Origin of the sequence: Ochrobactrum sp. MYb379 (genome assembly GCF_037479515.1) — a bacterium.
Classification (GTDB): Bacteria; Pseudomonadota; Alphaproteobacteria; order Rhizobiales; family Rhizobiaceae; genus Brucella.
In genome coordinates this window covers 50,200-73,610 of the sequence record NZ_JBBGYW010000022.1, presented here as the reverse complement: position 1 = coordinate 73,610, position 23,411 = coordinate 50,200, and the positions used below count along the sequence as shown (strand labels likewise).

The following is a 23,411-nucleotide window of genomic DNA, read 5'->3' as shown; positions in this document are numbered from 1 at the left end:
CTACGCGCCGATTGAGATTTATCAGCATGGATCCATCCTGACTAGCATGTCGATCTCAGTCATCCGAGCCTTCTTCAAAATGCAATTGGAAGCAGTCTTCTGCTGCAGACCAGATTATGATAGATTGCGATCATGCGCGACTGCCTGCCAAAATGGCACAGCCAACAAATCTGCCCCGCTTACCCTGTAGCAGGGTTAGAAGAGGCAAAGTGTCGAGATCGTAACGCATTGAATTTATGGTAAACGAAGTCTTAAACGGAATCCAGTGAGTATTTACTGTCCGGCACTGGTTATGCTTCTTGGATAGGCCTTTCACCTCCGATAAGTATAGGTTATCCGAGGTCATGTGTACGAGGCATTTGTACGTGTTGTGAAACAATGGTATCAATGGCGTATGACCAATTTCGGAGGTCCCGATGCCCCAGACAAGCTACAAGATCAGCGAAGCCCGCAAGAATTTCGCCGAAGTCCTCGATCGCGCCAACAAGGGCGAAGATATCGTCATCATGCGTGGCAACGAAGTTTACGCCCGCATCGGTCCGGCAGCAGACGGTGGCAAGCGCCCTTTTGGCCTATTGCGCCATCGTGGCTTGCCCGACAACCTGTTGGATACAGTTGATGCAGAGCAGGCGGCGATCGATGCCGGAGACTGGAATGATGATACCGGCGTCTGGCAAGGCAAATCCAACAATAGCGAAAACACGAAATGAAAATCCTGCTCGACAGCCACGCCGTCTACTGGTGGACAATCGGTAGTGATCGCCTGTCCCCGACGGCACGGTCGCTGATCGAGGACAAGGCAAATGCTATCCTCGTCAGTGCGGTCACGTTCTATGAGCTGGACAACAAGATGCGCCTGAACAAGCTTGATCTCAAGCCCCAGGAACTGCGGGCAGCCGTCACGGAAAGCGGCCTGCAAACACTCGCCATCACCGATCTGCATGCCGAACTTGCAGCAAATTTTGATTGGGAACATCGCGATCCGTGGGACCGGATTCTTGCCGCTCAGACGCGGCTTGAGCACTGCACTTTTATCTCGACGGATCTGGCGTTCGACGCGGTTCTGCATGAGCGCGTCTGGTAAGGGCAGTGGCGGTGAAGATATTCGTGGACATTGCAGAGGCGGCGGAGCGATTTGACGAATTGATTGACTTCGTTTTGCGCGATGACGAGGTCGTCATCTGTCGAGCTGGCGATCCTATTGCCGCGATCGTGCCAAATTCGCAGAACGGCCAGGGCACATGGGATGAATTCCGGGCGCTGACGCTTAAGGGAAGACCTGCAAACACGCAACAGACTTCGAACCACGATGAACTATATGACGAGAACGGACTGCCGAAATGAGCAGCTCGTCGTCAGGTTCGATCGAAAAACGCGCCGAGACTTTAGATATGATAGCGGCTGTTCTGCCGCTGAACCGCCGCGAGAGGCTCGCCGGGCTATTGACCGATCAGGATATCGAAACCCTGCGCCACCTGGTCAATGAAGGCATGGGCGAAAACACCCTGCGCGCGCTGACTTCTGATCTGGCCTATCTCGAGGCCTGGTCAATCGCTGCAACCGGCAGCCGCCTGCCCTGGCCAGCGTCTGAAGCTCTGTTACTGAAATTCGTTGCACATCATCTCTGGCGGCCGCAGCAGCGCGAGATCGAACCCGATCACGGCATGCCGGCCGACGTGGAGGAGGAATTGCGTCAACGCGGGTTCCTGCGCGTATCCGGGCCGCACGCGCCGGCAACCGTCCGTCGTCGTCTCGCTAATTGGTCAACACTCAACCGCTGGCGCGGTCGTGAGGGTTCGTTCTCATCTCCGGCCGTCAAATCGGCGATCCGGCTTGCCGCGCGCGCCATCAACCGGCCCAGAGCTCGCAAAAGTGCCATCACCGCCGACATTCTGGGCAAGCTGCTGGCAACCTGTTCCAGTGAGGATCTCACCGCGCTCCGCGACCGGGCCATCCTTATGGTGGCCTTCGCCTCAGGCGGACGTCGTCGCAGCGAAATTGCTGGTCTGCGCACAGAACAGCTCGTCAAACAAACGCCCGTCACCGCTGAAGACGGTGCTCCCCTCCTTTCACTCGCCATTCATCTTGGCCGCACCAAAACCAGTGGCATCGCACAGGACGACGTCGTTTATCTGAAGGGCCAGCCCGTCGACGCCCTCACACGTTGGCTGGAAGCGGCAAAAATCGATAAGGGCAGCGTGTTTCGGAAGATCGACCGATGGGGGAATGTTTCGGCACGCGCGCTTGAACCGAGTGCAGTCAACCGGATCGTCAAGCAACGCGCACAAATGGCCGGCTTAGAACCGGATGAGTTTTCTGCGCATGGTCTTCGTTCCGGCTACCTCACCGAAGCTGCCAATTGCGGTATTCCGCTTCCCGAGGCTATGGAACAATCGCGCCATCGCTCGGTGCAGCAAGCATCCGATTATTACACCAGTGCAAAACGGAGCAGCGGACGCGCATCCAGGCTGCTTTAATTATAATTTCGCCCGTATTGGGCATTGTGATCTATTTTACAACCATCATTGCATAGGATTCTGGTAGCAGAGCACCCTTGGTCGCATGAATGGAAAAATCCCTGGCGTGCGGAGTTATCACACAGTAATTCGCGTGAAGATTGATCGCAAAAGCGTGGTGGCCGGAGGAGGCTGTGAAATTGAGTGAAGGCACGGCTTCTGTTTCCATCCAGTGACGGCTCAGCCACCACATAGCAGCTGAGACGGCGATAATCTGTCTTAGGCTCGCGGCCGCAGCACGGGAAGCGGTTCCGCCCGTCCCACGATAAAGGCGTAGGAAAACGCCCCGACCAAAGCCATGATTGCTGCCATTAGAAAGGAGGGGGTATAGCTGCCCCCGAATTGATCGAGCAGAAAGCCGAACAGGAACGGGCTGAAGATCCCGGCAATATTGGAAGCAAAATTTTGGATGCCACCAATCGATGCGACATGGTGCGAGCTTGGTGCGACATCGGCAGGCAACGACCAGATCGCGGTCGCGGCAATGGCCAGACTGCTATAGGAGACCGCGAGGAAGAAGAGCGCAGCATAAAGCGATTCAACCATGGCGGCGGGCAGAATGGCGGTGCCACCCAGCATGCCGCCTACCATCACAGTCTTGCGCACGGTAGTGACATTGGCACCGCTGTGAATTGCCCCGTCAGCCAGAATACCGGCGAGCCAGGCTGTGACCACCGCCGCAAGGCCGGGCAGCATGCCGTAAAGCCCGAGCTCGGTGATATTAAGCCCCCGGGCGGTCTTCAGATAGGTCGGAAACCAGGTCAGGAAGAAATAAATGACGAAGTTTAGGCAAAAGAAGCCGAGCATCATCCCCCAAACGGTGCGGTAGCGAAACAGATCGATCCATCGGATATTGTGGGCTTCCATTTCGTCATTCTCATCGGTACGGGCGCCGTTCTGGATGATATATTGACGCTCGAGATCATTGGCACGTTTATGGTCGTTGGGATCGCGATAGGTTTTATACCATAACAGTACCCAAACGATGCCGATGGCGCCCAGAATTATGAAGGAATAGTGCCATGTCGCAAATGCGATGATCAAGGTGACGATGGGCAATGCCAGGACTGTGCCGACACGCGAGCCGGAGTCGATGACGGCTGCCGCGAAAGCGCGTTCGTTTCTGGGGAACCAGCGCGATGCCGCTTTGGTTGCTGCGGGATAGGCCGGCGCCTCGCCAGCGCCGAGAAAGAACCTTACAGTAAAAAAGCTCCAGAAGCTGTTGGCAAGCGGTGTCAGTGCGGTGAAGACCGACCACCACACTGCAGCGAGTGAAAAACTTTTGCGCGCGCCCAGCTTGTCGGTAATCCAGCCGGCGAACAGCATCATGCCGTCATAGGACCAGAAAAAAGCACCCAGGATCAGACCTTTCTGGGTATTGGTGAGGTTGAGTTTGAGTTCCTGATCAATAAAAGGCAGAGCAACGCTCATATTGGCGCGGTCAAGATAATTGATCGCAATGCCAATAAAGCACATGAAAAGAATCAAATAACGGAAGCGCGTGGCCCCAGAAGGAGCATTTTTTGAAGTGTCCATTCCCAATTTCCTGCCGGGATGTATCTTCGCTCAGCAATGGGGGCGGGCGCTGATCAGCCCGGTTGTATTATCGGCGCAGGCGGAGCGATGCAAAAACGCGCTGCGAGATCGGCAAATGACTTGAGCGTCACCGGATCCATCCTCACACCTTGCTGTTCGCGCTGTTCTGCAACCCGCCATTCGCGATCACCCGACGCCATGACAGTTAAGGATTGTCGAGCTGCGGAGTGCGCAACGTATCAGAATAACGGGTTATGCCGGCACCGAACACCGCATGATCAATAAAGGCGTCCGGCTTGAGCGCAAAGACGAAGGTTTATCGCAACAACCTGATATCTTTGCACATTATAATCCATGCTCTAAGAGGTGACCCATCACTGAATACTGAGACAACATCACCATGCGTCCTTCGGTTGTTTGTTCCAAACAACAATAAATGTTATAAAGACCTCTTCTGGGTCACAACCGAGAGAGATGAGAGTAAATTTGCGAGAGTTGCGATCATCTACCTGCAGCGATCACAAAAAAATTAACAGTAAATCCTTGCAGTCTCTCTCTTACCATCATGGGTGTTTTTGTCTTTTGCACCCATAAATATTTGATAAGAGTTTTCAAAATGGAATTGTATGGATTGTGTTTAGAAATAATAATCTGGGAATATTTAACATCCCATCCGTTACACCCTGAAGAGTTGTATTCATTTCTATATTTTTTAATTGTCTTTATATAGTCCATAATTTTTGACATTTGCTTGCCCGCTTCAATGAATTTTTCTGCAAAGTAAGCCGTAGTTTTAATTTAGCTATGGGAAAAGAAACCATATTGGTAGTAAATCAAAAACAGCCGCACAGAGTCTGATATAAGACAATAGAAACAGGTTTTTATTCTTTCCAAAATGAGAACGATTTTGTTTGAATTGCCATATATCCCTGTCCCGCATCATTGCCCATGAGACCAAATTGGATGGATTGGTCAGGCCGTGTGGGCGGATTACCTCAGTTCATGGAAATTGGGTTCCCTGACTGAACGTTGTCTGATTCATGAATGCCAACGGCATCGTTACCTTAACCTGAATGTTAATCTTTACCGCGATAACGGGTGATACCTGAACCTCGTTCTTCGCCTTGTCATCCCCATCGTTATCCATCTTAGATACTTGCCGAAGCTGTATGGTTGTATTTTCGCTTTCCACTGAGCTTTCGAATGGTTGAAGACATGCTTGGCTTATCGCGGGATCTTCGTCACACATAAGACAGTGTGTGAATGTGCTAAAAAATTCCGATGGCCTATGCCGAGGCTATCCGTCGTCGCAAACAGCGGCTCGGCGATAAATGACACTTGGATGAATGCGTAATATCTATCAAAGGTGAGCATCACGTTCGTCGGCAAGAGGCTGACCAGGATGCTTTTGTGATAGATGTTCTGGTTAAGAAACGCCGCAATACCAGGGCGGCCAGGCGCTTCATGCGCAAGCTGTTGATTCTCACCTCTTTTTAGGCCAGTTTTCCATTTCGAGCTAACTTACAAAAATTCGGAAATCAACTTAGGTTTCAACCATTTACATGTGGATTGGCTGATCAACACCAAACAAAAAACGGGATCAAATCCAGGTTAAATTCGACATGCAATGTTTTATTATGATCGGATGGCCAAAACTAACACATCGCTTATGCGAAACAATTTCTCTGCGAGAGTAAACGCAACAGAACCTGCCAGCAAGATGCAACATCCCAGAACGCTCATGGCACCGTCGTAAATAGTCCCTAAACCAACAACGAAAAGCGTAGCGAAAAAACCTGACCCCGGCTCAATTAACAACACGCCGCTGCCAAACCCTTGCAACAAAAATCAAAAGTCACTTTTACAGCCGTTTTGACCTTGCGTCGCGCTCCTTCTCCCGCCCACTATGGACACGCACAACTTTTTGGAATCAATCAGATGCGCTGTAATTAGTCGCTCAGAAAAGAGTGATCGCGTTAAAATAAGGGATGGAGTTTGATGAAAAAGATTGGGAAGCTACTTTCTGCAGCGCTCGTTGTTGCTGCATTCAATAGCACAGCGCTGACACAGAGCTTTGCAAAGACATTGGTTTATTGCTCGGAAGCATCGCCAGAGAACTTTGACGCGGCTCAGACCACCTCTGGTGCTGTGTATGATGCATCAGCACGCAACATTTCAAACACCCTTATTAAGATCAAACGCGGTGCCACAGAGCTCGAGCCAGGACTTGCAGAAAGCTGGGATGTTTCTGAGGATGGAAAAGAGTATACTTTCCATTTGCGAAAAGGCGTTAAGTTTCACACGACGGATTTTTTCACGCCCACGCGCGAATTCAACACGGATGATGTAATCTTCACCTTCGAGCGTCAGGGGGATGAGAAAAATCCTTATTACAATCAGGGAACCTGGCCACAGTTCGGCGCTTATTCTTTTCCCACGTTGATCGAGCAAATTGAAAAAATCGATGATCACACCGTTAAGTTTGTGCTCTCGCAACCTGAAGCGACTTTCATCTCGACACTTTCTCTGACGTTTTCAGCAATCCAGTCGAAAGAATACGCCGATAAACTGGTCGCAGATGGCAGACTGGAAGACCTCAGTCAAAAACCAGTCGGCACTGGACCTTATCAGTTTGTAGCTTATCAAAAAGACAGCGCTATTCGTTATAAGGCCAACCCTGATTATTGGGGTGGAAAGCAGAAGATCGACAATCTTATCTTCGCGATAACACCAGATGCAGCGGTTCGACATCAAAAACTAAAAGCCGGAGAATGCCACGTTATCGCAGCGCCAAATCCGGCAGATATTGCGGAGATGAAACAAGATCCTTCGATAGTCATGCTGAGCAGAGATGGAATGAACCTTTCATTTCTTGCATACAACACGCAGCAGAAGCCATTCGATGACGTTCGCGTGCGCAAAGCACTCAATATGGCAGTTAACAAGCCGGCAATCATTGATGCGGTGTATAACGGCTCAGCTATTGTTTCAGTAAATCCGCTTCCACCAGCTGTTTGGGGCTATAACAAGGACGTTAAGGACGATCCTTATGATCCTGATCAATCGCGCAAGTTTCTGGAAGAAGCAGGTGTTAAAGATCTGAAGATGAAAATCTGGGCGATGCCAGTCCAACGTCCGTATATGCCAAATGCTCGCCGCGCAGCTGAATTGATACAATCTGACTTTGCCAAAGTGGGCGTTAACGCAGAAATAATCACTTACGATTGGGGTGAATATCTCAAGCGTTCACTGGAAAAAGACCGCGATGGCGCCGTCATGCTCGGCTGGACGGGTGGTATAGCAGATCCTGACAATTTCTTGGCTGCTCTTCTCGGCTGTCAGGCAATTGGCAGCGCAAACCGCGCCAATTGGTGCAATGAGGATTTTGAAAAGCTGATCCGGGCAGCCAAACTGACAACAGATCAGGCCGAGCGGACAAGACTCTATGAGCAGGCACAGGTCATATTTAAAGAGCAAGCGCCGTGGCTGACCATCGCACATCAAGTTGTAGAGCAACCTGTGAGCACTAAAGTAAAAGACTTCAAAATCGATCCATTTGGTGGATATCTTTTTGAAGACGTCGATATTGAAGAATAAAGGCCCATACCTTTACTCTAATAAACAGGCAAGAAAGACCGATTTGCGAGCGACATGAACGCTCGCAAGTTGCGCTGTGAAGGCACCTTTGCTTACATCTTTCCTGTGCAAGCTCTGAGAAGATTTATCATGAATATCGTAGACCGCTTTCTGAACTACACACGCATTAACACAACAGCTGTGGCAAATGCGGGTACGCTGCCCTCCAGCGAGGGACAAACACAACTAGCGACCCTGCTTGCTGGTGAAATGCGCTCGCTTGGCTTAGAAGTCGAAGAGCGAGACCACTCAATTGTGGTGGGCACACTCGCCGCCAATGTTTCGAGCGAAAAACACGAGTTTCCCACGATTGCCTGGGTTGCGCATCTGGATACTTCCGCAGAATACTCAACAGATACGCGAGCGCATATTGTTGATTACAAAGGTGGCGACATCGTTCTTAACGACGAAACGAACGTTGTCATGCGTTTGAATGAGTTTCCAGAATTAGCCCATTATGTGGGTGATCGTATCATTGTGACCGACGGGACAAGTCTTCTCGGTGCTGACAATAAATCAGCTATAGCCGAAATCCTGGATGCAGTTCAGTATCTCACACAACATCCCGAAATTGAACACGGGCCGGTGAAAGTGGTTTTCGTTCCTGATGAAGAAATTGGACTCTTGGGCGCGAAGGCACTTGACGCAGCTTCATTGAACGCTGATTTCGCCTACACCCTCGATTGCTGTGCCATTGGAGAGATCGTGTATGAGAATTGGAACGCAGGGGAGTTCCGTATCACTTTTACGGGGGAACCGGCACATCCAATGTCTGCCAAAGGCAAGATGCAGAATTCAATCCTCTACGCACAACAGTTTATCGCTATGTTACCGGGCGGTGAGCGGCCGGAATATACGGAAGGGCGAGAGGGTTATTACTGGGTGAAGGGAATAGAAGGCACAGTCGCAAAGACAACTCTGACGATCGATATCCGTGACTTTACCAAAGAAGGATATGAGAACCGGCGCCAATTCATTGATAAGCTAGCCTCCGGCTTCAATCAGCTACACGGTAGACACATCGTTGATGTGCGTTACAAGCCGGTCTATCGTAACGTTGCGGAAGGCCTTGAAGGCAAAAACCGATACCCGGTTGAATTGGCGTTGAACGCTATGAGAACTATTGGCGTAGAACCAAAACCAGTACCCATGCGCGGCGGTTATGATGGTGCAGTTTTGTCAGAAAAGGGCGTACCATGTCCTAATCTCTTTTGTGGCGCGCATAACTTCCACTCAATATACGAGTTCTTACCTGTGAACTCGCTTCAGAAAGCATCCAAAATGGTGGTGGAGATTATCAAGACAGCCAGAAGACTTGGCTGACATACCCCCAAATCAAATCGGTGATTTAACGGCTGCTTCCTCATGGGGCAGCCGTTTATGTTGGCTCCTTTGACCACTGCGCTATCGTTACAAATTTCAGAGACGTCCTTGACCCCTGAAGTCAAATATTTGGCCTAAGTTAAGCGAAAAGTTACGTTCTTGACTATCCGTCAGACCTCACAGATTGCCGCCATCCTGCACAACATGCTGTTGCTGGTTGGGGTCTGGTAACTACGCTCTTTTATTGGTTATCGTAGTCGATTGATTTCAGGCCAAAAATCAGTGTATCGGTCGGTGAGGATTGGCGGACCGTTGTCGTGGCGATCGCCGGTGCGTTTCCAAATTCTGGTTGAACGTTCCTTACAAAATGATACGCTGACTGCACTCCAAACCTATGCTCCCTCGCCTTGTCTAAGGCGTTTCTGGTTATTGTGATCCAAATAGCCAGCTGTAGCGCATAGTTGAATTCTTGTGCTCCAATGTAACCATCTTGCTTGTTAAACAAGTCGCTGGCGTGGCTGTAACCGACATATATTCTACGCTTTCATTCGATCATTCATCCGTAACTTCGGTATTTGCAAAAGCAGCTTGCGATCACAAAACATGTCGATATAATCCGATTTCATCGACATGTCATTGTCACATGTCGCTAGCAACGACATATCCAATGCGTCATGTCGTCTAAATCAGGATTGATCGACATGCCGTTTCGTCCAGACCACCCCCATAACGACCTTCCATCGCTGCCTCCGAGAGAGGACATAGAGACGAAGGCCGTCCTAAAAGCATGCATCGCGGCCAGGGCATCCCTCGCCGAACTTCGCGTGTCGGGACAGCTCATCCCCAATCAATCGGTCCTCATTAACTCGATTCCATTGCTTGAGGCGCAAGCGAGCTCGGAAATCGAGAATATAGTTACTACGACCGATCGGCTGTTCCGCTTCGCCAACGAGACTGGAGATCAGGCCGACCCTGCAACGAAAGAGGCGCTGCGGTATCGCAAGGCGCTAAATGAAGGATTCCAATCGCTCAGAGAGCGCCCGATTTCAACGTCCACTGCGGTAGCCATCTGCAGTAGGATAAAGGGGGTTGAACTCGACATCCGCTCGACACCCGGCACGGCGCTGATGAACGAAGCGACAGGCTTGGTGATTTACACTCCGCCAGAAGGACAGGAGTTGCTCCGAAACAAGCTAGCCAACTGGGAGCGTTATATTCATGAAGCCGAAGATATCGATCCATTGATCCGTCTTGCAGTAATGCACTACCAATTTGAAGCTATCCATCCCTTCATCGATGGCAACGGACGCACTGGCCGTGTCCTCAACCTGCTCTACCTTGTAGATAAAGGTCTTCTGGATATTCCAGTCCTTTATCTCAGCCGATACATTATCGACAACAAACGCGCCTATTATGATCGGCTACTGGCGGTAACAACGAAAGGATCCTGGGAGAACTGGATCCTTTATATGCTCGAAGCCGTCCGTGAGACTTCTGATTGGTCAACGGCCCGGATTCGCGCCATTCGTGATTTACTTGATCAGACCGCAGTACACATCCGCCGCGATCTCCCGAAGATCTACTCACGTGAACTGGCCGAAGTGATCTTCGTCAATCCTTACTGCCGGATCAGCGATCTTGTGGATGCCGGCATTGCGAAGCGTCAGGCCGCATCGGTCTACCTGAAGGCACTTGTTGACGCAGGCTTACTTGAAGAGGTGAAGGCTGGACGAGAAAACCTTTACATCAATCCTGGCCTGCTCGCGCTTCTTCGCGATCGGGCTCCTGCTCGGTTTGAGTAATGACCCTGAAAAACAAAGCCAGGCCTGATCGGCTATGCCCGTGTTTCAAAGGACGAGCAAAGTGTTCAACCAGCCTTTGCGTCAGACAAATGGCTTGAGGGCATAACTGAAGGCGCTGCTTAATGTTGCACTCCCGGTGCCTGATCATACGACTCCGAGCCGCCGCTGCACCGATCTCGCGATTTCCAGTTCAACCCGTCATGCAAAGATAGATGCAAACGATGCGCCCCGTCATGTGATCGTCGATTGCACTGGCGTGAAGACTTATAGTGATGGGCCTTCTTATGACAGCGACGCGCCAAAAGCGGACTGACACGCATGTTTTTGACTATGAGCCAAGCTCGTCAGCATTTTAACTATTCTTGATATTTATTCCCTGATTAAAACTCTTGTCAGCTGCAGTGAGCCCCGAAACTGCGAACAATACTTTTATATTGCGAGCAGTATATCTTTTCATCCCAGGCCAAATTTCCAATTTTCCGACCTCAATCGCAAGGCGCAAAGCTGGCCAGAATATTCCAGCGCTTTTCGAATACGCCCCCAGTTATGCCGGATGGGTGAAAGGGCAAAAGCTGATTACAAGACAACCAATTCTATCGCCCCTTTCAAGCTGTCACTTACCGGGCGATGCTATTACCGGTTCGTTTTAGCAATGGATAATTGATCGGTATCGGGCTTCGCGAGGTCCAGATTAAACTTGACAATTATAATCTAGTATTTATGCACTGAAGCTAGTACCAACGTTACGATGATTGGTTTTAGAGGCTGGTTCGGCTGCGGGCATTGAAATGGAAAAAGCGAAAGCTGAGCAGCTAGAGCTCTTGTATCGAAATGAGTATCGCCGCCTTGAGCGCATAGCCATGCGCAAAGTGAGCCCGTTTAACGCACCAGATGTCGTTCAGGATGTATTTGCCGCTCTTTGGGCTAAAGCCAAAGCGCATGTGACGCTTTCCCCTGCTTATCTTTCGCAAGCTACAAAGTTCGCAGCGATTAGTCGGTTTCGTTCAGAGCGTCGACGCCAGAATTTTTTGGATGGCTTGACCGAAGAACAATATGCATCCCCCGTTATTCTGCCGGACCAAATCGTTGCAGCGCGCGAAGATCTCAAGCGATTAGAAAATACAATTGCATCTTTGCCTCTGCGAACGCGGCAAATCTTTCTACTCAATCGAATGCGTGGCTGTACCTACGAGGAAATTGCTGTCGGATTGGAAATATCCTACAGCACGGTTGAGCGGGAAATGGCCAAGGCAATAATGGCATGTAAACATTCGCAATAGAATGTTGCATGGTTAAAGGATTAGGTTACTTGCTAATGGTAATATTGCCTCGGAAGTGAAGCGACTTCATGGAACGCCAAAAAATAACCGATAATCGAGATATTTCTCTTATCGAGAAAGAGGCTGTTGCATGGTTTACGCGTATCAATGGCAAACCGACGCGCAGAGAGAAACAGGATTTTGCTCAGTGGCTAGAGCTTAGTCCTCAACATTACGCAGCTTATGAAGAAGTAAGCGCATTATGGTTGGATATTGGTGCAGTTGCCAAGAACGCAGCCACGAATACCAATACTGATCTCGATCTTCCTATGAAAAAAATCGAGAATTTTCGCAGGAATAAATGGAAATCCAAGACAGGAGCCGTGATAGTCAGCGGCTTGTCAGTTTTTGTTCTTGGCACATGGATGTGGGTTAATGATCCAAACATAATCCAGAACCTGACTGCCGATTATATCACGTCCAAAGGTGAGCGTCGCCTTGTGACGTTGCAAGATGGATCAACGATCCTAATGAATGCGGATTCGGCATTTGATGCTGATATTTCATCTAATGCCCGGAGCATTCATCTTCTGCGCGGTAGCGCATATTTTACAGTTCAGAAAAACGGTGCGCCTTTTGTGGTGAGGGCTGGCAATGGCGAGGCCCGTGTATTGGGAACACAGTTTGACGTTATCATGAACGAAAATGACAATGTCACCGTCACACTTGCGGACGGCAGTGTTGAAGTATCAGCCATTGATGAAGCTCAAAATGTTGTTCTCCAGCCCGGAGAAAGCGTTGAATATGACAAGGTTGGCCTTGGGAGCGTCGAGAAAGTAGACATTGCTGAGCGCATGGCATGGCATGAGGGCCGATTGATCTTTGAGAATGCGCGTCTGGGCGATGTTCTCTCTCAGATTGAACGATATTGGGATGGCCGCATTGTTGTTCTTTCTTCTGAGCTGAAAAACCAACGTGTCAGCGGCAATATTTCTCTCGATAAGACGGCGGCCACACTTGTAGCAATGCAAACATCTGTTGGATTTCCGATGACCAGCCTCGTGGGCAAGGTCATTCTCATTGGACCATAAAAATAATTTAGAAAAGTTTGCTTTTTTATGAGGTCCTTCCTGCTCCACTGGCGATAGCAATGTTGAGAGTGCTACAAAATTCATTGCACGTGATCGCGCAACTGACCGCCTCTCGCACATTGTTTTGTTGAGAGGGTATGATTATGGGCAAGGATTCAAGCCGCAGAAGATTAGTTGTTCTTCTGACATCGACGGTTTTGACTGCGACTATTACAGCTGGTGCCTTGAATCGTGCAGCATTTGCGCAGACAGCAGAACAGACGTATCAGTTTAACGTCCCTGCCAAGCCCATTCGCCAGGCAATGAATGATATTGTTCGTGTCACAGGCATTGATGTCGTGTTTCCTGAAACTGGCGCAGCCGCTGCTATGGGGCGTCCTGTCAGGGGAACAATGACGCCCCAGCAGGCTGTAGCAGCGTTGCTATCGGGAACAGGGTTATCGCATAAGTTTACGAGTGCCAAAACCGTTGCAATTTCGGACCCGACGATGGGATCTGCGCTACAAAGCGCGCCGTCCGCCGATGGCACAACGGTTCTCAACACAATTACGGTGAGCGGCGGTCAAGGTGCATTGGGTAGCTATGATGATACCTACAAATCCGCCGGCTCTGTTGCTTACATATCGAGCGAAGAAATAGAGCAGAAAAGGGGTAGTTCCGTTGGGGATTTTATCGGGGGAATACCCGGTGTCCTCAATGGGGATAGCCGGAATTCCGGTGCGCTTGATGTCAATATTCGTGGCATGCAGGGTCAAGGCCGTGTACCCGTTATCATTGATGGCGCTTCTCAAGAACAAACAGTTTATCGCGGTTACAATGGTGCGCGGTCGGGCAGCTATGTTGACCCAGACCTGATTGGCGAAGTTGCAATCGAAAAAGGCGCAAGCTCAGGTGCTGACGCCACGGGCGCAATCGGTGGCATCGTTCGTATGCAGACGATTTCAGCGGATGACATTTTGCTTCCCGGAAGACAGTTCGGTGTACGTTTGCGCGGAGGCTTTAATAGCAATAGCACTTCCGTACCGGCAGTTCTCACTCAAGGCGGTATGTTAGGCGGTCGTTTTCCTGAGGGCACAACACCGGTAGTACGCGATGGCGGCAATATGGATCGGCCCGGTTTGTTTGACCCTACAGGCGGAAACGGCAGCATTGCAGGCGCCTTTACCTCCGAAAACGTCGATTTGGTTGCGGCTTATGCACGGCGTAAAAATGGCAATTATTTTTCCGGCGAACACGGCAAGGGGCAACCACACTTCGTCGATCTGGGAACTGATTACGGCTATCAGACAATTGGTTACGAAGGCCTGTCTCCCTGGAAGGGTGGCGAGGAAATCCTCAATACCTCTACTGATAATAAATCACTGTTGTTTAAAGGAAATTTCCGGTTCGGAGATGATCATGCGATTGAGTTGAGCTATATGGACTTTGATAGTACCTATGGTGAAATCATGCCGACGCGTCTTGGCACTCACACCAGTGCTGTCGGGGGGTATCAGTCGGAACTTGACAAGCTCGATCTTAAAACCTGGACAGCTCGCTATCGTTGGGACCCGGAAAGTGACTTGATTAATCTCAAGGTCGATCTATTCCGCACAGACATGGACCACCGTGCCACCAACTTACTGACTGTGAGTGGGATCACGACAGAAAGTTACAGCTGGTCTCAGACCGTTCGTGACGGTGTGACGGTTTCAAATGAAAGTAAAATTGACGTCGTCCCTGGAGACTTTAAGCTTGAATATGGTGGAGCCTGGCAGCATGAAAAAGTTGGCCTGCCGGATGGCTATGAAAATGATAAATGGACCATCAATCACATTGAATTCCCGCCCCGAACAGGTTCCAGAACCCAAAAGAGTGCGTTCCTAAACTCGAATTGGGAAATCAATTCTCAATGGCAGTTGAAGACTGGCCTTCGTTATTCAGATTATAAGACCACAGATCACAACTACACTCTCAACGCACTGACCTTTTGGCCAAATGCGACATATGAGTTAGTTCCCGGACAGCACACGGACCGGTCGGGACATGGCTGGTCGAAGAACATTTCGCTTAGCTGGACACCAACCGACAGCATTCAGCTCTATGGGCGTTATTCTGATGCAATCAGATTGCCGACTATATTTGAATCAATCAAAGGCTTCTCGACGGGTTTGATGCCCGATGAACTGTTGCCAGAGCGCGCCAAGACGTTTGAAATAGGTGCCAATAAGTCTTTCGAAAATGTCATATCCGAAAATGATCTGCTTCGAACACATATTGCATATTATGATAACGATATTGATAATTATCTCACGCGTTCAAATGTGCCTTATAATATCCCCGGCGGCACAAGCGTGATCGGTTCGCTGGGCATGGTCAACCTGGAGAATGCGCGCATGTCGGGCATTGAGGTGAGTGCGGACTATGAACGTGGACCACTGTCGGCGAGACTGTCTTGGAACCATGCAATTAAGTCTCGGTTCTGTGCAAAGCCCGGCACTCTTCACAGGATTGATAATTTGTGCACAGAGGGCGGTTTTGCCAACAGTTACGCATTACAACATGTTCCACCAAAGGACACCGTTTCGATGCAGATGACTTACAAAATGTTCGAGGAACGTCTCACCTTAGGGACACGCGTAAGCTATTACTCAAACCGTTTTGTGAAGACAAAGGTAGCATCAACAAGTGAAATTCAGCCCGGCAACTGGAATCCGTACACGCTCGTTGATGTCTTCGGCAGTTACAAGTTCAATGAATCCAAGCAAATTGATTTTGCAATCGATAACCTGACGGACCGTTACTATATGGATGCGATTAACGCCGCACTCATGCCCGGCCCTGGACGTACGTTCAGGCTGAACATGACGGCAAAATTCTAACGATATAGAGTGAAATATGCGGGACATATCTGCGCTTAAAAGCAAGATTGTCCCGTAATATTATGACAACTCTCAGGAGTAGCTTACAAGTGGCAGGCAAAGTTTCCTGCAATCTGTATAAGAAGGAATAGACGCTCATATGCGACTTGTCTCTTGTCAAGCACCTTTGAACGGCTCGATCTATTCTATAGTACTTTCGGTATTTGTGTGGGTACCACAGTGATCATCGGTTCAACCGTTATAACTGACTTATTACCGTATCCTAAACACAGTCAGCGTCTATAGTGATGCATCGCCTTGTCTGGCTCTATCCCCTACTCCCAATAGCGTTGTATCCCCGGACAACTTTAAGTCGTCCGGGGATTGATTGTTTTAGCTATTGGGACTTACCACTTAACACGCAGGTCAGTCGTTTCTTTGTAGGAGTAAAACTGTCGCCAAAATGACTGAAGCTCGTATTCACTGAAGCTCACCAGAGATCAAGTATTTGTCATCGTTCCAATTATTGGAACCATTTAACCCGAGACCACGCCAAAAGCGCTCGCTTCTGTTGGTGAAGCTCACTTCACTCCCATTCACCTTCGTGCCATTGAGGAATTCATTATAAATATTGGCAATGCCATAAACCGCAGAGCGGTTCGTCAAGCCTTTCGTGTTCCACTCTAAATACGCGGCGCGCACACCAACCCGAGTACGCAACCTCGTCTCACGCTCACGACAGGCATCCTTCGTCAGCTCCCTGTTAAAAGGTCTCTGACGCGTATCTGCTCACAACCGGTGTGAAGCCTCTACCATAGCACTAGCTTCACCCTTGATGGCCAGTTATTGATACTTATAGACACGCTTGCATCTAGTGCTTTTGTAATACACTTTAATTGTACAAGCCCGCAAACGATGTAAGATCATATCCATGTCAAAGTTGCAGCCACCAAGCTCTCACCCTCTTCCCCAACGCCTCATTGGCTATGCGCGCGTATCGCCAGTGGACAATCAGGTTCATGACACACAAATGGATGAGCTGCGCTCTGCCAGGTGCAACCGGATTTTCGAAGAGCAAGGATCTGGCGCAGTGAGGGACCGCCCGGTTCTGAACAGACTACTCTCAGAACTTGCCGCAGGTGATGTACTCGTCGTTGTTAGCCTTGACCGGATCGCTCTGTCGCTCGGCCATCTTCTTGAGATGCTCGAAAAGCTTGCGCAACGGGGCATCCACTTTCGATCCATCCACGACCCAATCGATACATCAACACCGCAAGGTATGCTTGCGCTGGAAATCCTGCGCTCTGTTATAGAACTTGAACGCAGACTTGCTGCTGAGCGATCGAAAGCCGGGATAAAGGCTGCGAAGCTACGCGGCAAGCTTCCGGGAAATCCAGGACTACGAGAACGCAAACCAGAGGCGATCAGGGCAGTTTCACAAGCACGCGACAAGCGCTATCTTGATGAGCTGCTCGCTTCAGCGCCGACATGGCTGCCGGTCGTACAGCAACTGCGCCCCACCCATGGCTGGGACAATGTGGTTGAGGTGCTTAATCGCCAAGGTCAGGACTGGACGATTGAGCGTTTGCGCCGCGCCGTGCATCGTCTGGTTCGGGAGAACATGGCAGACCAAAAACTTCTTATCCGGTCCACCCGCCGCATACCGGCCAATCGGTTGATGAAACTGGTCGCTGCAATCACGATCGCTGATCCAAAATTATCGCTACGCGATATTGCAGCACAGCTTGATAAACTAGGAGAGAAGCCAGTGCGTGGAGGACGCAAATGGCAACCTTCATCTGTTCGCAATCTCCTTGATGATGCGCATCGCTTCGGCCTCATTCCCCGCTAAGCATCTCGCTGGTCGGTCAATCAGACAGACCGCCCGCCCCAACCGGGCAATTTTATTGCTTGATCTTCTGCCCGACACATCCTCTCCTGCCAGCTGGTTGTCAGGAGAGATTATGATGCAAACTTTTCTTTTCGCCTGCGCGCCATACTTTACTTGAGCAGAAGACAACCAGCGCAGTGGGAAGAGAGACATGTCTTATCAAAAATCCTTGAAGGGGGCTGCCCTCGCATTCTCCATTTTCGCCAGTGCGACAGCGATGTTCGCGGGTATGGCTCAAGCACAGGTCGTGGTTTCGTCCAAAATCGACACCGAAGGCGGTGTTCTGGGCAACATCATTCTCTTGATGCTCAACGCCAACGGCATTGAAACCACAGATCGAATTCAACTTGGTGCAACGCCCGTTGTGCGTCAGGCTATCACGGCGGGCGAAATCGACATTTATCCGGAATATACCGGCAATGCTGCTTTCTTCTTCAACAAGGCGGATGATCCCCTCTGGAAGGACGCTGCGAAAGCTTTTGAGACGGCAAAAAAGCTGGATTACGATGCCAATAAGATTGTCTGGCTTGCCCAATCGCCTGCCAACAACACGTGGGGCATCGCCATTCGCAAAGATGTGGCGGAGGCAGGCAAACTTGCAAACCTCAGCGATTTCGGGAAATATGCCGCTGATGGCGGCAAGGTGGTGCTTGCGGCATCGTCCGAATTTGTAAACTCAGCGGCAGCTTTGCCCGCCTTTCAGACGGCCTATGCTTTTACTCTCAAGCCCGACCAGTTGATTACGCTTTCGGGAGGTGACACGGCAGCAACGATTGCAGCGGCAGCCAACCAGACCAGTGGTGCCAATGCTGCCATGGTTTATGGAACAGATGGCGGCATCGCGCCTTCCGGCCTTGTTGTGCTTGAAGACGACAAGCATGTGCAGCCAGTCTATCAGCCAGCGCCGATTATTCGCGAAGAGGTTTTGAAAAAGAACCCGAAAATTGAAGAGCTTTTAAAGCCGGTCTTTGAAAAGCTCGATCTCACCACGCTTCAGGATTTGAATGGTCGCGTGCAGCTTGGTGGCGAACCTGCAAAAGCTGTCGCGGAGGATTTCCTCAAGAAAAATGGCTTCATTCAATGAGTCTTCACGCTGACAGGACCGCGTAATTTTGTCAGACATCATCACGAAAGATCGTTCTGCCTATAACGGCAGATTGCATGTCTTTGACAAGCTTGGGCTGGCCTTCGCTCTTTTGAGCGGAGCAAGTTTTGCTTTGCCTTTTGCTCTTTTTCGAGCCAATCGCATTGTGCAGGGCGAGGGGCAATATCTGCTCGATGCTTTACCGACTATGGCTTCCGCATTGCTTGTTGCAGCCATCGTACTTGGTATGATCGTTGCGATTTTTGTCCGTCGGCCAGCGCTCAGGCTTATGGCGAGTAGTATTTTGCTTGCAGTTCTGCTCGTGATGATCGGCATGTCCGCCTCATATCTCTCACCCGATGGCAACTCATATGCACGCGTGTCGCCAGCGTCGGGTTTCTGGCTGCTGCTTTTCGCGAGCGCTCTTTATGTTGCCGACAGTCTCGTGCGTCTTAACGTGCGCCCGTCGTTGCGCATAGGATTGCTGCTTATAGCAACGCTTCTTTTTGCTATGTTATTGGGTTCCGGGCTCTGGGACGATATTTCTTTCATAAAGGAATATCAAAGCCGCGCAGACAGCTTCTGGAACGAAGCTCAACGTCATGTCGCTCTGGCGCTGGGATCGCTGATTGCGGCAACCATCATTGGCATTCCCATCGGGCTGATGTGCTATCGACTGCCACGCGTTCGGGCCTCGGTTCTCAACAGCCTTAACATCGTCCAGACAATTCCCTCCATGGCGCTTTTTGGCCTGTTGATCGCACCAATGGGTTGGCTTGCCGTTCAATTTCCCTGGGCCGGGCAGCTCGGCATTCGCGGCATTGGAGCAGCACCAGCGTTCGTGGCACTGTTTCTCTATTCGCTTCTGCCTATCGTCGCCAATACGGTTTCCGGCCTCACCAATGTGCCTGACGCCATAACTGACGCTGCGCGCGGCATGGGCATGACACGGCTGCAACGTCTGTTCAAAACGGAGTTTGCCTTGGCCTTTCCGGTTATCCTCACCGGCATCCGCATCGTGATGGTGCAGAATATCGGGCTGACGACCATTGCAGCCCTGATTGGCGGCGGTGGATTTGGTGTGTTTGTTTTTCAGGGCATCGGACAGACCGCCATGGATCTGGTGCTGCTGGGCGCGCTCCCGACAGTTCTGCTGGCCTTTGCCGCGGGCGTCATTCTTGACGCCGTTATTCAGATAGCCAGAGGGCAGACCGCATGATCGAATTCGACCAGATAACCAAACGCTACAATGGCCGTGCGGCGGTTGATAATGTGAACTTCATGGTCGAGCCGCGCAGCATTGCAGTCATTGTAGGAACATCGGGTTCTGGCAAAACGACATTGCTGCGCATGGTCAATCGGCTCGTAGAGCCCGATGCAGGTGAAATCCGCATTGATGGCAGAAGCAATCACGATAAACCCGGCCATGAACTACGCCGGCGTATCGGTTATGTCATCCAGCAACATGGACTTTTTCCGCATCGGTCTGTTGCGAGCAATATCGGCACGGTTCCCGCGCTGCTTGGCTGGACAAAAAGCCGTACTAACGCCCGTATCGATGAATTGCTCGATCTGTTTCAGCTCGAACCCAGGGACTATCGCGATCGTTATCCGCACGAGCTTTCCGGCGGTCAGGCGCAGCGTGTCGGCGTTGCACGCGCCCTTGCAGCAGGACCGAATATTTTGCTGATGGATGAACCTTTCGGTGCACTGGACCCAGTGATCCGGACCAAAGCGCAGGAAGACCTCAAAGCCATTCAAAAACGGCTCGGGACGACTATTCTGCTGGTGACCCACGATATGGAAGAAGCCATTTCACTTGGCGATCATATTGCGGTGATGGATGAAGGCAAGCTGCTGCAATATGGCACTCCGGCAGAAATTCTCGCGCATCCTGCAACGGAATTCGTCGAAAAGCTCGTCGGCACTGGCGAGCGGCCTTTCCGGTTACTGTCCCTGGCGAACCTCAAAACTGTGCTTCAATCGGGTGAAGCTTCGGGCGCGCCCATTGTCGTCAGCGCATCGCAGCGCGACGCACTCGCAGAGCTTTTGTGGTCAGGAAGAAGTGCACTGCCGGTTCAGGATCATGATGGCAGGCTATTGGGCCGCGTGACGCTGGAAAAGCTTCTCCATGAAGCCGAGCGCCCCGCATGAAACTGGCTTTGTCACTCACGCCTCGTTTATTGCTTTTGCTGGTGTTGCTGCTGTTTCTCTCGCAGCCGCATCTGTTCGAACCGCTGTTGCGACCACTTGTGAGTGAAGGAACGCCCGTCATTTATGATCGTGCAAACCTGATGACGCTGACACTTCAGCATGTGGGGCTTGTTGCGGCTGCAACATTCGCATCCGCTTTGATTGCCATTGCAATGGCAATCGCCGTCACCCGCTCATGGGGAGCCGAGTTTTTGCCGCTATCGCGGAGCCTCGTGAATATCGGGCAAACATTTCCGCCCGTTGCGGTGCTGGCACTCTCAGTTCCGGTTTTTGGCTTTGGGGACAAGCCAACGCTGATTGCACTGTTTCTTTATGGAATGCTTCCGATATTCGAAAACACATTAACCGGCCTGACAACGCTGCCCTCGCCCGTTGTGGAAGCAGCCCGCGGCATGGGTATGACGACCGGCCAGCGCCTTGTGAAGATCGAAATCCCGCTGGCAAGCCCGGTTATTCTTGCGGGCATCAGGCTATCCGCGGTCATCGGGCTGGCCACCGCAACCATTGGCTCGACAGTCGCTGCAAAAACGCTTGGTGAAGTGATTATCGCAGGACTGATCTCCAACAACATCGCTTTTGTACTGCAAGGCGGTATGGTCGTTGCGGCACTTGCAATTCTCATATTCGACGCCTTTCAGGCCATCGAACACTATCTTTTAAAGCGAATGAGGCAGTGACGCTTCGATATATGTTTTTCCTTAAACAAAGAAATAAATCAAAAGATAGGTAATTTAAGCCCATTCCTTAGCAGGAAAAGCTATAATTCTCCAAACTCAATGACGACGTCAGGTAAAGAATGCGCCTTGGTTGCCCGGGTGCGCCCGTGAAGACACGGTATTGCGACCACCGGCTGAAAACATCAATGGGGAGTTTCGGCTCCCCTACCCTCAAAATTTCACTCAACTGAAATCATTGACTTAAATCTTCGGGCACTATCTCCCTAATCAGAGAAGCCGTCGAAATAGGAATGTCTGATGCCTGACTTAAAATCCAAGAAAACCTATACTGCTACTGCCGCAACCGTATTCCTTGCACTATCTATGCAGCCATCATTTGCTTCAAGTGACGATGCCTGGAAAGAATTCCAGCAGGATGTGAAGAAAGCATGCACTAAAGCCGCCAGCGCAAATATGAAGGTTAAAGCGACCAAGGTCGATCCGTTTGGATCCGAGACATATGGCTATGCCATTATCAATGGCTTTGAAAAGGGCAACAAAACTGAGCAACAGGTTATCTGTGTCTATGACAAGAAGTCTAAAAAAGTTGAGATCAGCGGCTTCTTCAAAAAGTAGTCCGAGACCAATTCATCTCAGACATCAAAGCTTCTGAGAGATCAGGAGCTTTTTTATTACCCCTTTCCTGCTCTTCATTTTATATTATTGAAAACACTGCCAATTCGCGATTTCTGCCGGCTAATCCCATCAGTTTGTGTCATTCATAGAACGAGCTCACACTGTATCTCTAAGCATTTTCACAAGGAGATACATTGATGCAATTTATAGTCGGAAACCAGGGTACTTTAGAAAAATTTCATTACTCAAATGCTGGATTTCAACACGAGATCAGCTTTAACCGTGCGCATGTTTTCTCAAAAAACTTATATGATGGCGGCAAAAAATCACGCAGAAGATCATGATTTCAGTTTATACAGCGGACGTGGTCTGGAGTGTTACTAAATCATTCAAAGACATTGAAGAGATCGAGCGTGGAACTGCTAAGACGTTAGCTAAAGCTGTTAATGCCTGCGAACAAAACGCCACTGTTATGTTGTGCAATATTAAACCAGAAGATTTTATGGATTATATCAATCACGAATTCGAGCATAATCAGCCGATATCGGTCTACAGTCATTTTGCGATCTCAATGATGGCTTTCACGATTGCAGTAATTCTATCTGAGGTCTTTGGCTTTATTGTTGGGCAGACACCCGGTTGACTTGGGAAATCACGCTTATCAGAAAAATGGAGAGCGCTCCTTCTCCCAATCTTCTCCTACTCGTTCGTAATTGCGATTGGATTAGGCGATCATCGATAATCTGTGACAGAAACTAACTCGTACAAACCGTTGTCAGCCGTACAAATTGAATTTACTTATATAGAACAATTAGTTGATGATAATCCGTTAAATTTCAATGATCCAACCGTTTCAATTTCACACAACTAACGAAATTGCGTTAACCTTCTGTTAACCTTAAAGTTGTTGCGAGGATTTCGGAATCG

At 50.0% G+C, this 23,411-nt stretch carries 18 protein-coding genes and 2 pseudogenes; 19 read left to right on the top strand and 1 reads right to left on the bottom strand.

Annotated elements, in window-relative coordinates; all coding sequences use genetic code 11:
* Nucleotides 1-416: 416 nt before the first annotated feature.
* From WH356_RS22810 to WH356_RS22795, 4 genes are read left to right on the top strand one after another with little or no spacing between them, the layout of a single operon-like run.
* Entirely contained in the window at nt 417-710 is a 294-nt protein-coding gene (locus WH356_RS22810; protein WP_339514978.1) for a type II toxin-antitoxin system Phd/YefM family antitoxin, read from the top strand.
* On the top strand, nt 707-1,084 hold the full coding sequence (locus WH356_RS22805) for a type II toxin-antitoxin system VapC family toxin (protein ID WP_339514976.1): 378 nt from the start codon (nt 707-709) through the stop codon (nt 1,082-1,084). The genes WH356_RS22810 and WH356_RS22805 overlap by 4 nt, the downstream gene beginning before the upstream one ends.
* Before the next feature lie 11 nt (nt 1,085-1,095).
* A complete protein-coding gene (locus WH356_RS22800; protein WP_339514974.1) occupies nt 1,096-1,344 on the top strand; it encodes a type II toxin-antitoxin system Phd/YefM family antitoxin in 249 nt (82 codons plus the stop codon).
* Nucleotides 1,341-2,477, top strand: coding sequence for a site-specific integrase (locus WH356_RS22795; RefSeq protein WP_339514972.1), 1,137 nt, complete (start codon nt 1,341-1,343; stop codon nt 2,475-2,477). Before WH356_RS22800 ends, WH356_RS22795 begins: the two co-directional genes overlap by 4 nt.
* Before the next feature lie 258 nt (nt 2,478-2,735).
* Here the strand turns inward: WH356_RS22795 and WH356_RS22790 are convergent, their stop codons facing one another.
* Nucleotides 2,736-4,052, bottom strand: coding sequence for an MFS transporter (locus WH356_RS22790; RefSeq protein ID WP_339514970.1), 1,317 nt, complete (start codon nt 4,050-4,052; stop codon nt 2,736-2,738).
* 1,152 nt (nt 4,053-5,204) lie between these two features.
* Here WH356_RS22790 and WH356_RS22785 point away from each other — a divergent pair.
* The 15 genes and pseudogenes from WH356_RS22785 to WH356_RS22715 form a co-directional block, all read left to right on the top strand.
* Nucleotides 5,205-5,531: pseudogene (locus tag WH356_RS22785) on the top strand (DDE-type integrase/transposase/recombinase); the annotation flags it as partial.
* A 519-nt stretch (nt 5,532-6,050) separates the two neighbouring features.
* Nucleotides 6,051-7,649 (top strand): ABC transporter substrate-binding protein, encoded by a 1,599-nt coding sequence (locus tag WH356_RS22780; RefSeq protein WP_339514968.1) that lies wholly within the window; start codon nt 6,051-6,053, stop codon nt 7,647-7,649.
* 129 nt (nt 7,650-7,778) lie between these two features.
* Nucleotides 7,779-9,011: a peptidase T gene (pepT, locus tag WH356_RS22775; RefSeq protein WP_339514966.1), complete on the top strand. Its 1,233-nt coding sequence runs from the start codon at nt 7,779-7,781 to the stop codon at nt 9,009-9,011.
* Between the two features lie 674 nt (nt 9,012-9,685).
* A complete protein-coding gene (gene fic, locus WH356_RS22770) occupies nt 9,686-10,813 on the top strand; it encodes a protein adenylyltransferase Fic (protein ID WP_339514964.1) in 1,128 nt (375 codons plus the stop codon).
* A 58-nt stretch (nt 10,814-10,871) separates the two neighbouring features.
* Nucleotides 10,872-11,090, top strand: a pseudogene (locus WH356_RS22765) (transposase); the annotation flags it as partial.
* Between the two features lie 511 nt (nt 11,091-11,601).
* Nucleotides 11,602-12,093 carry an RNA polymerase sigma factor gene (locus WH356_RS22760; RefSeq protein ID WP_339514962.1) on the top strand — a complete coding sequence of 164 codons (492 nt, stop codon included), beginning with the start codon at nt 11,602-11,604 and terminating at the stop codon, nt 12,091-12,093.
* Nucleotides 12,094-12,161: 68 nt separating this feature from the next.
* Nucleotides 12,162-13,163 (top strand): FecR family protein, encoded by a 1,002-nt coding sequence (locus tag WH356_RS22755; RefSeq protein ID WP_339514960.1) that lies wholly within the window; start codon nt 12,162-12,164, stop codon nt 13,161-13,163.
* 143 nt (nt 13,164-13,306) lie between these two features.
* Complete coding sequence (locus WH356_RS22750; protein ID WP_339514958.1) at nt 13,307-16,024, top strand: TonB-dependent receptor; 2,718 nt, start codon at nt 13,307-13,309, stop codon at nt 16,022-16,024.
* 910 nt (nt 16,025-16,934) lie between these two features.
* Entirely contained in the window at nt 16,935-17,855 is a 921-nt protein-coding gene (locus WH356_RS22745; RefSeq protein WP_339514956.1) for a recombinase family protein, read from the top strand.
* A 190-nt stretch (nt 17,856-18,045) separates the two neighbouring features.
* On the top strand, nt 18,046-18,978 hold the full coding sequence (osmF, locus tag WH356_RS22740; protein ID WP_339514954.1) for a glycine betaine ABC transporter substrate-binding protein OsmF: 933 nt from the start codon (nt 18,046-18,048) through the stop codon (nt 18,976-18,978).
* 25 nt (nt 18,979-19,003) lie between these two features.
* Entirely contained in the window at nt 19,004-20,197 is a 1,194-nt protein-coding gene (locus WH356_RS22735; RefSeq protein ID WP_445253722.1) for an ABC transporter permease, read from the top strand.
* Nucleotides 20,194-21,132: an ABC transporter ATP-binding protein gene (locus WH356_RS22730; RefSeq protein WP_339514950.1), complete on the top strand. Its 939-nt coding sequence runs from the start codon at nt 20,194-20,196 to the stop codon at nt 21,130-21,132. Before WH356_RS22735 ends, WH356_RS22730 begins: the two co-directional genes overlap by 4 nt.
* Complete coding sequence (locus WH356_RS22725) at nt 21,129-21,869, top strand: ABC transporter permease (RefSeq protein ID WP_339514948.1); 741 nt, start codon at nt 21,129-21,131, stop codon at nt 21,867-21,869. Before WH356_RS22730 ends, WH356_RS22725 begins: the two co-directional genes overlap by 4 nt.
* A gap of 297 nt (nt 21,870-22,166) precedes the next feature.
* On the top strand, nt 22,167-22,484 hold the full coding sequence (locus WH356_RS22720; protein WP_339514946.1) for a hypothetical protein: 318 nt from the start codon (nt 22,167-22,169) through the stop codon (nt 22,482-22,484).
* A gap of 340 nt (nt 22,485-22,824) precedes the next feature.
* Entirely contained in the window at nt 22,825-23,127 is a 303-nt protein-coding gene (locus WH356_RS22715) for a hypothetical protein (RefSeq protein ID WP_339514944.1), read from the top strand.
* Nucleotides 23,128-23,411 lie beyond the last annotated feature (284 nt).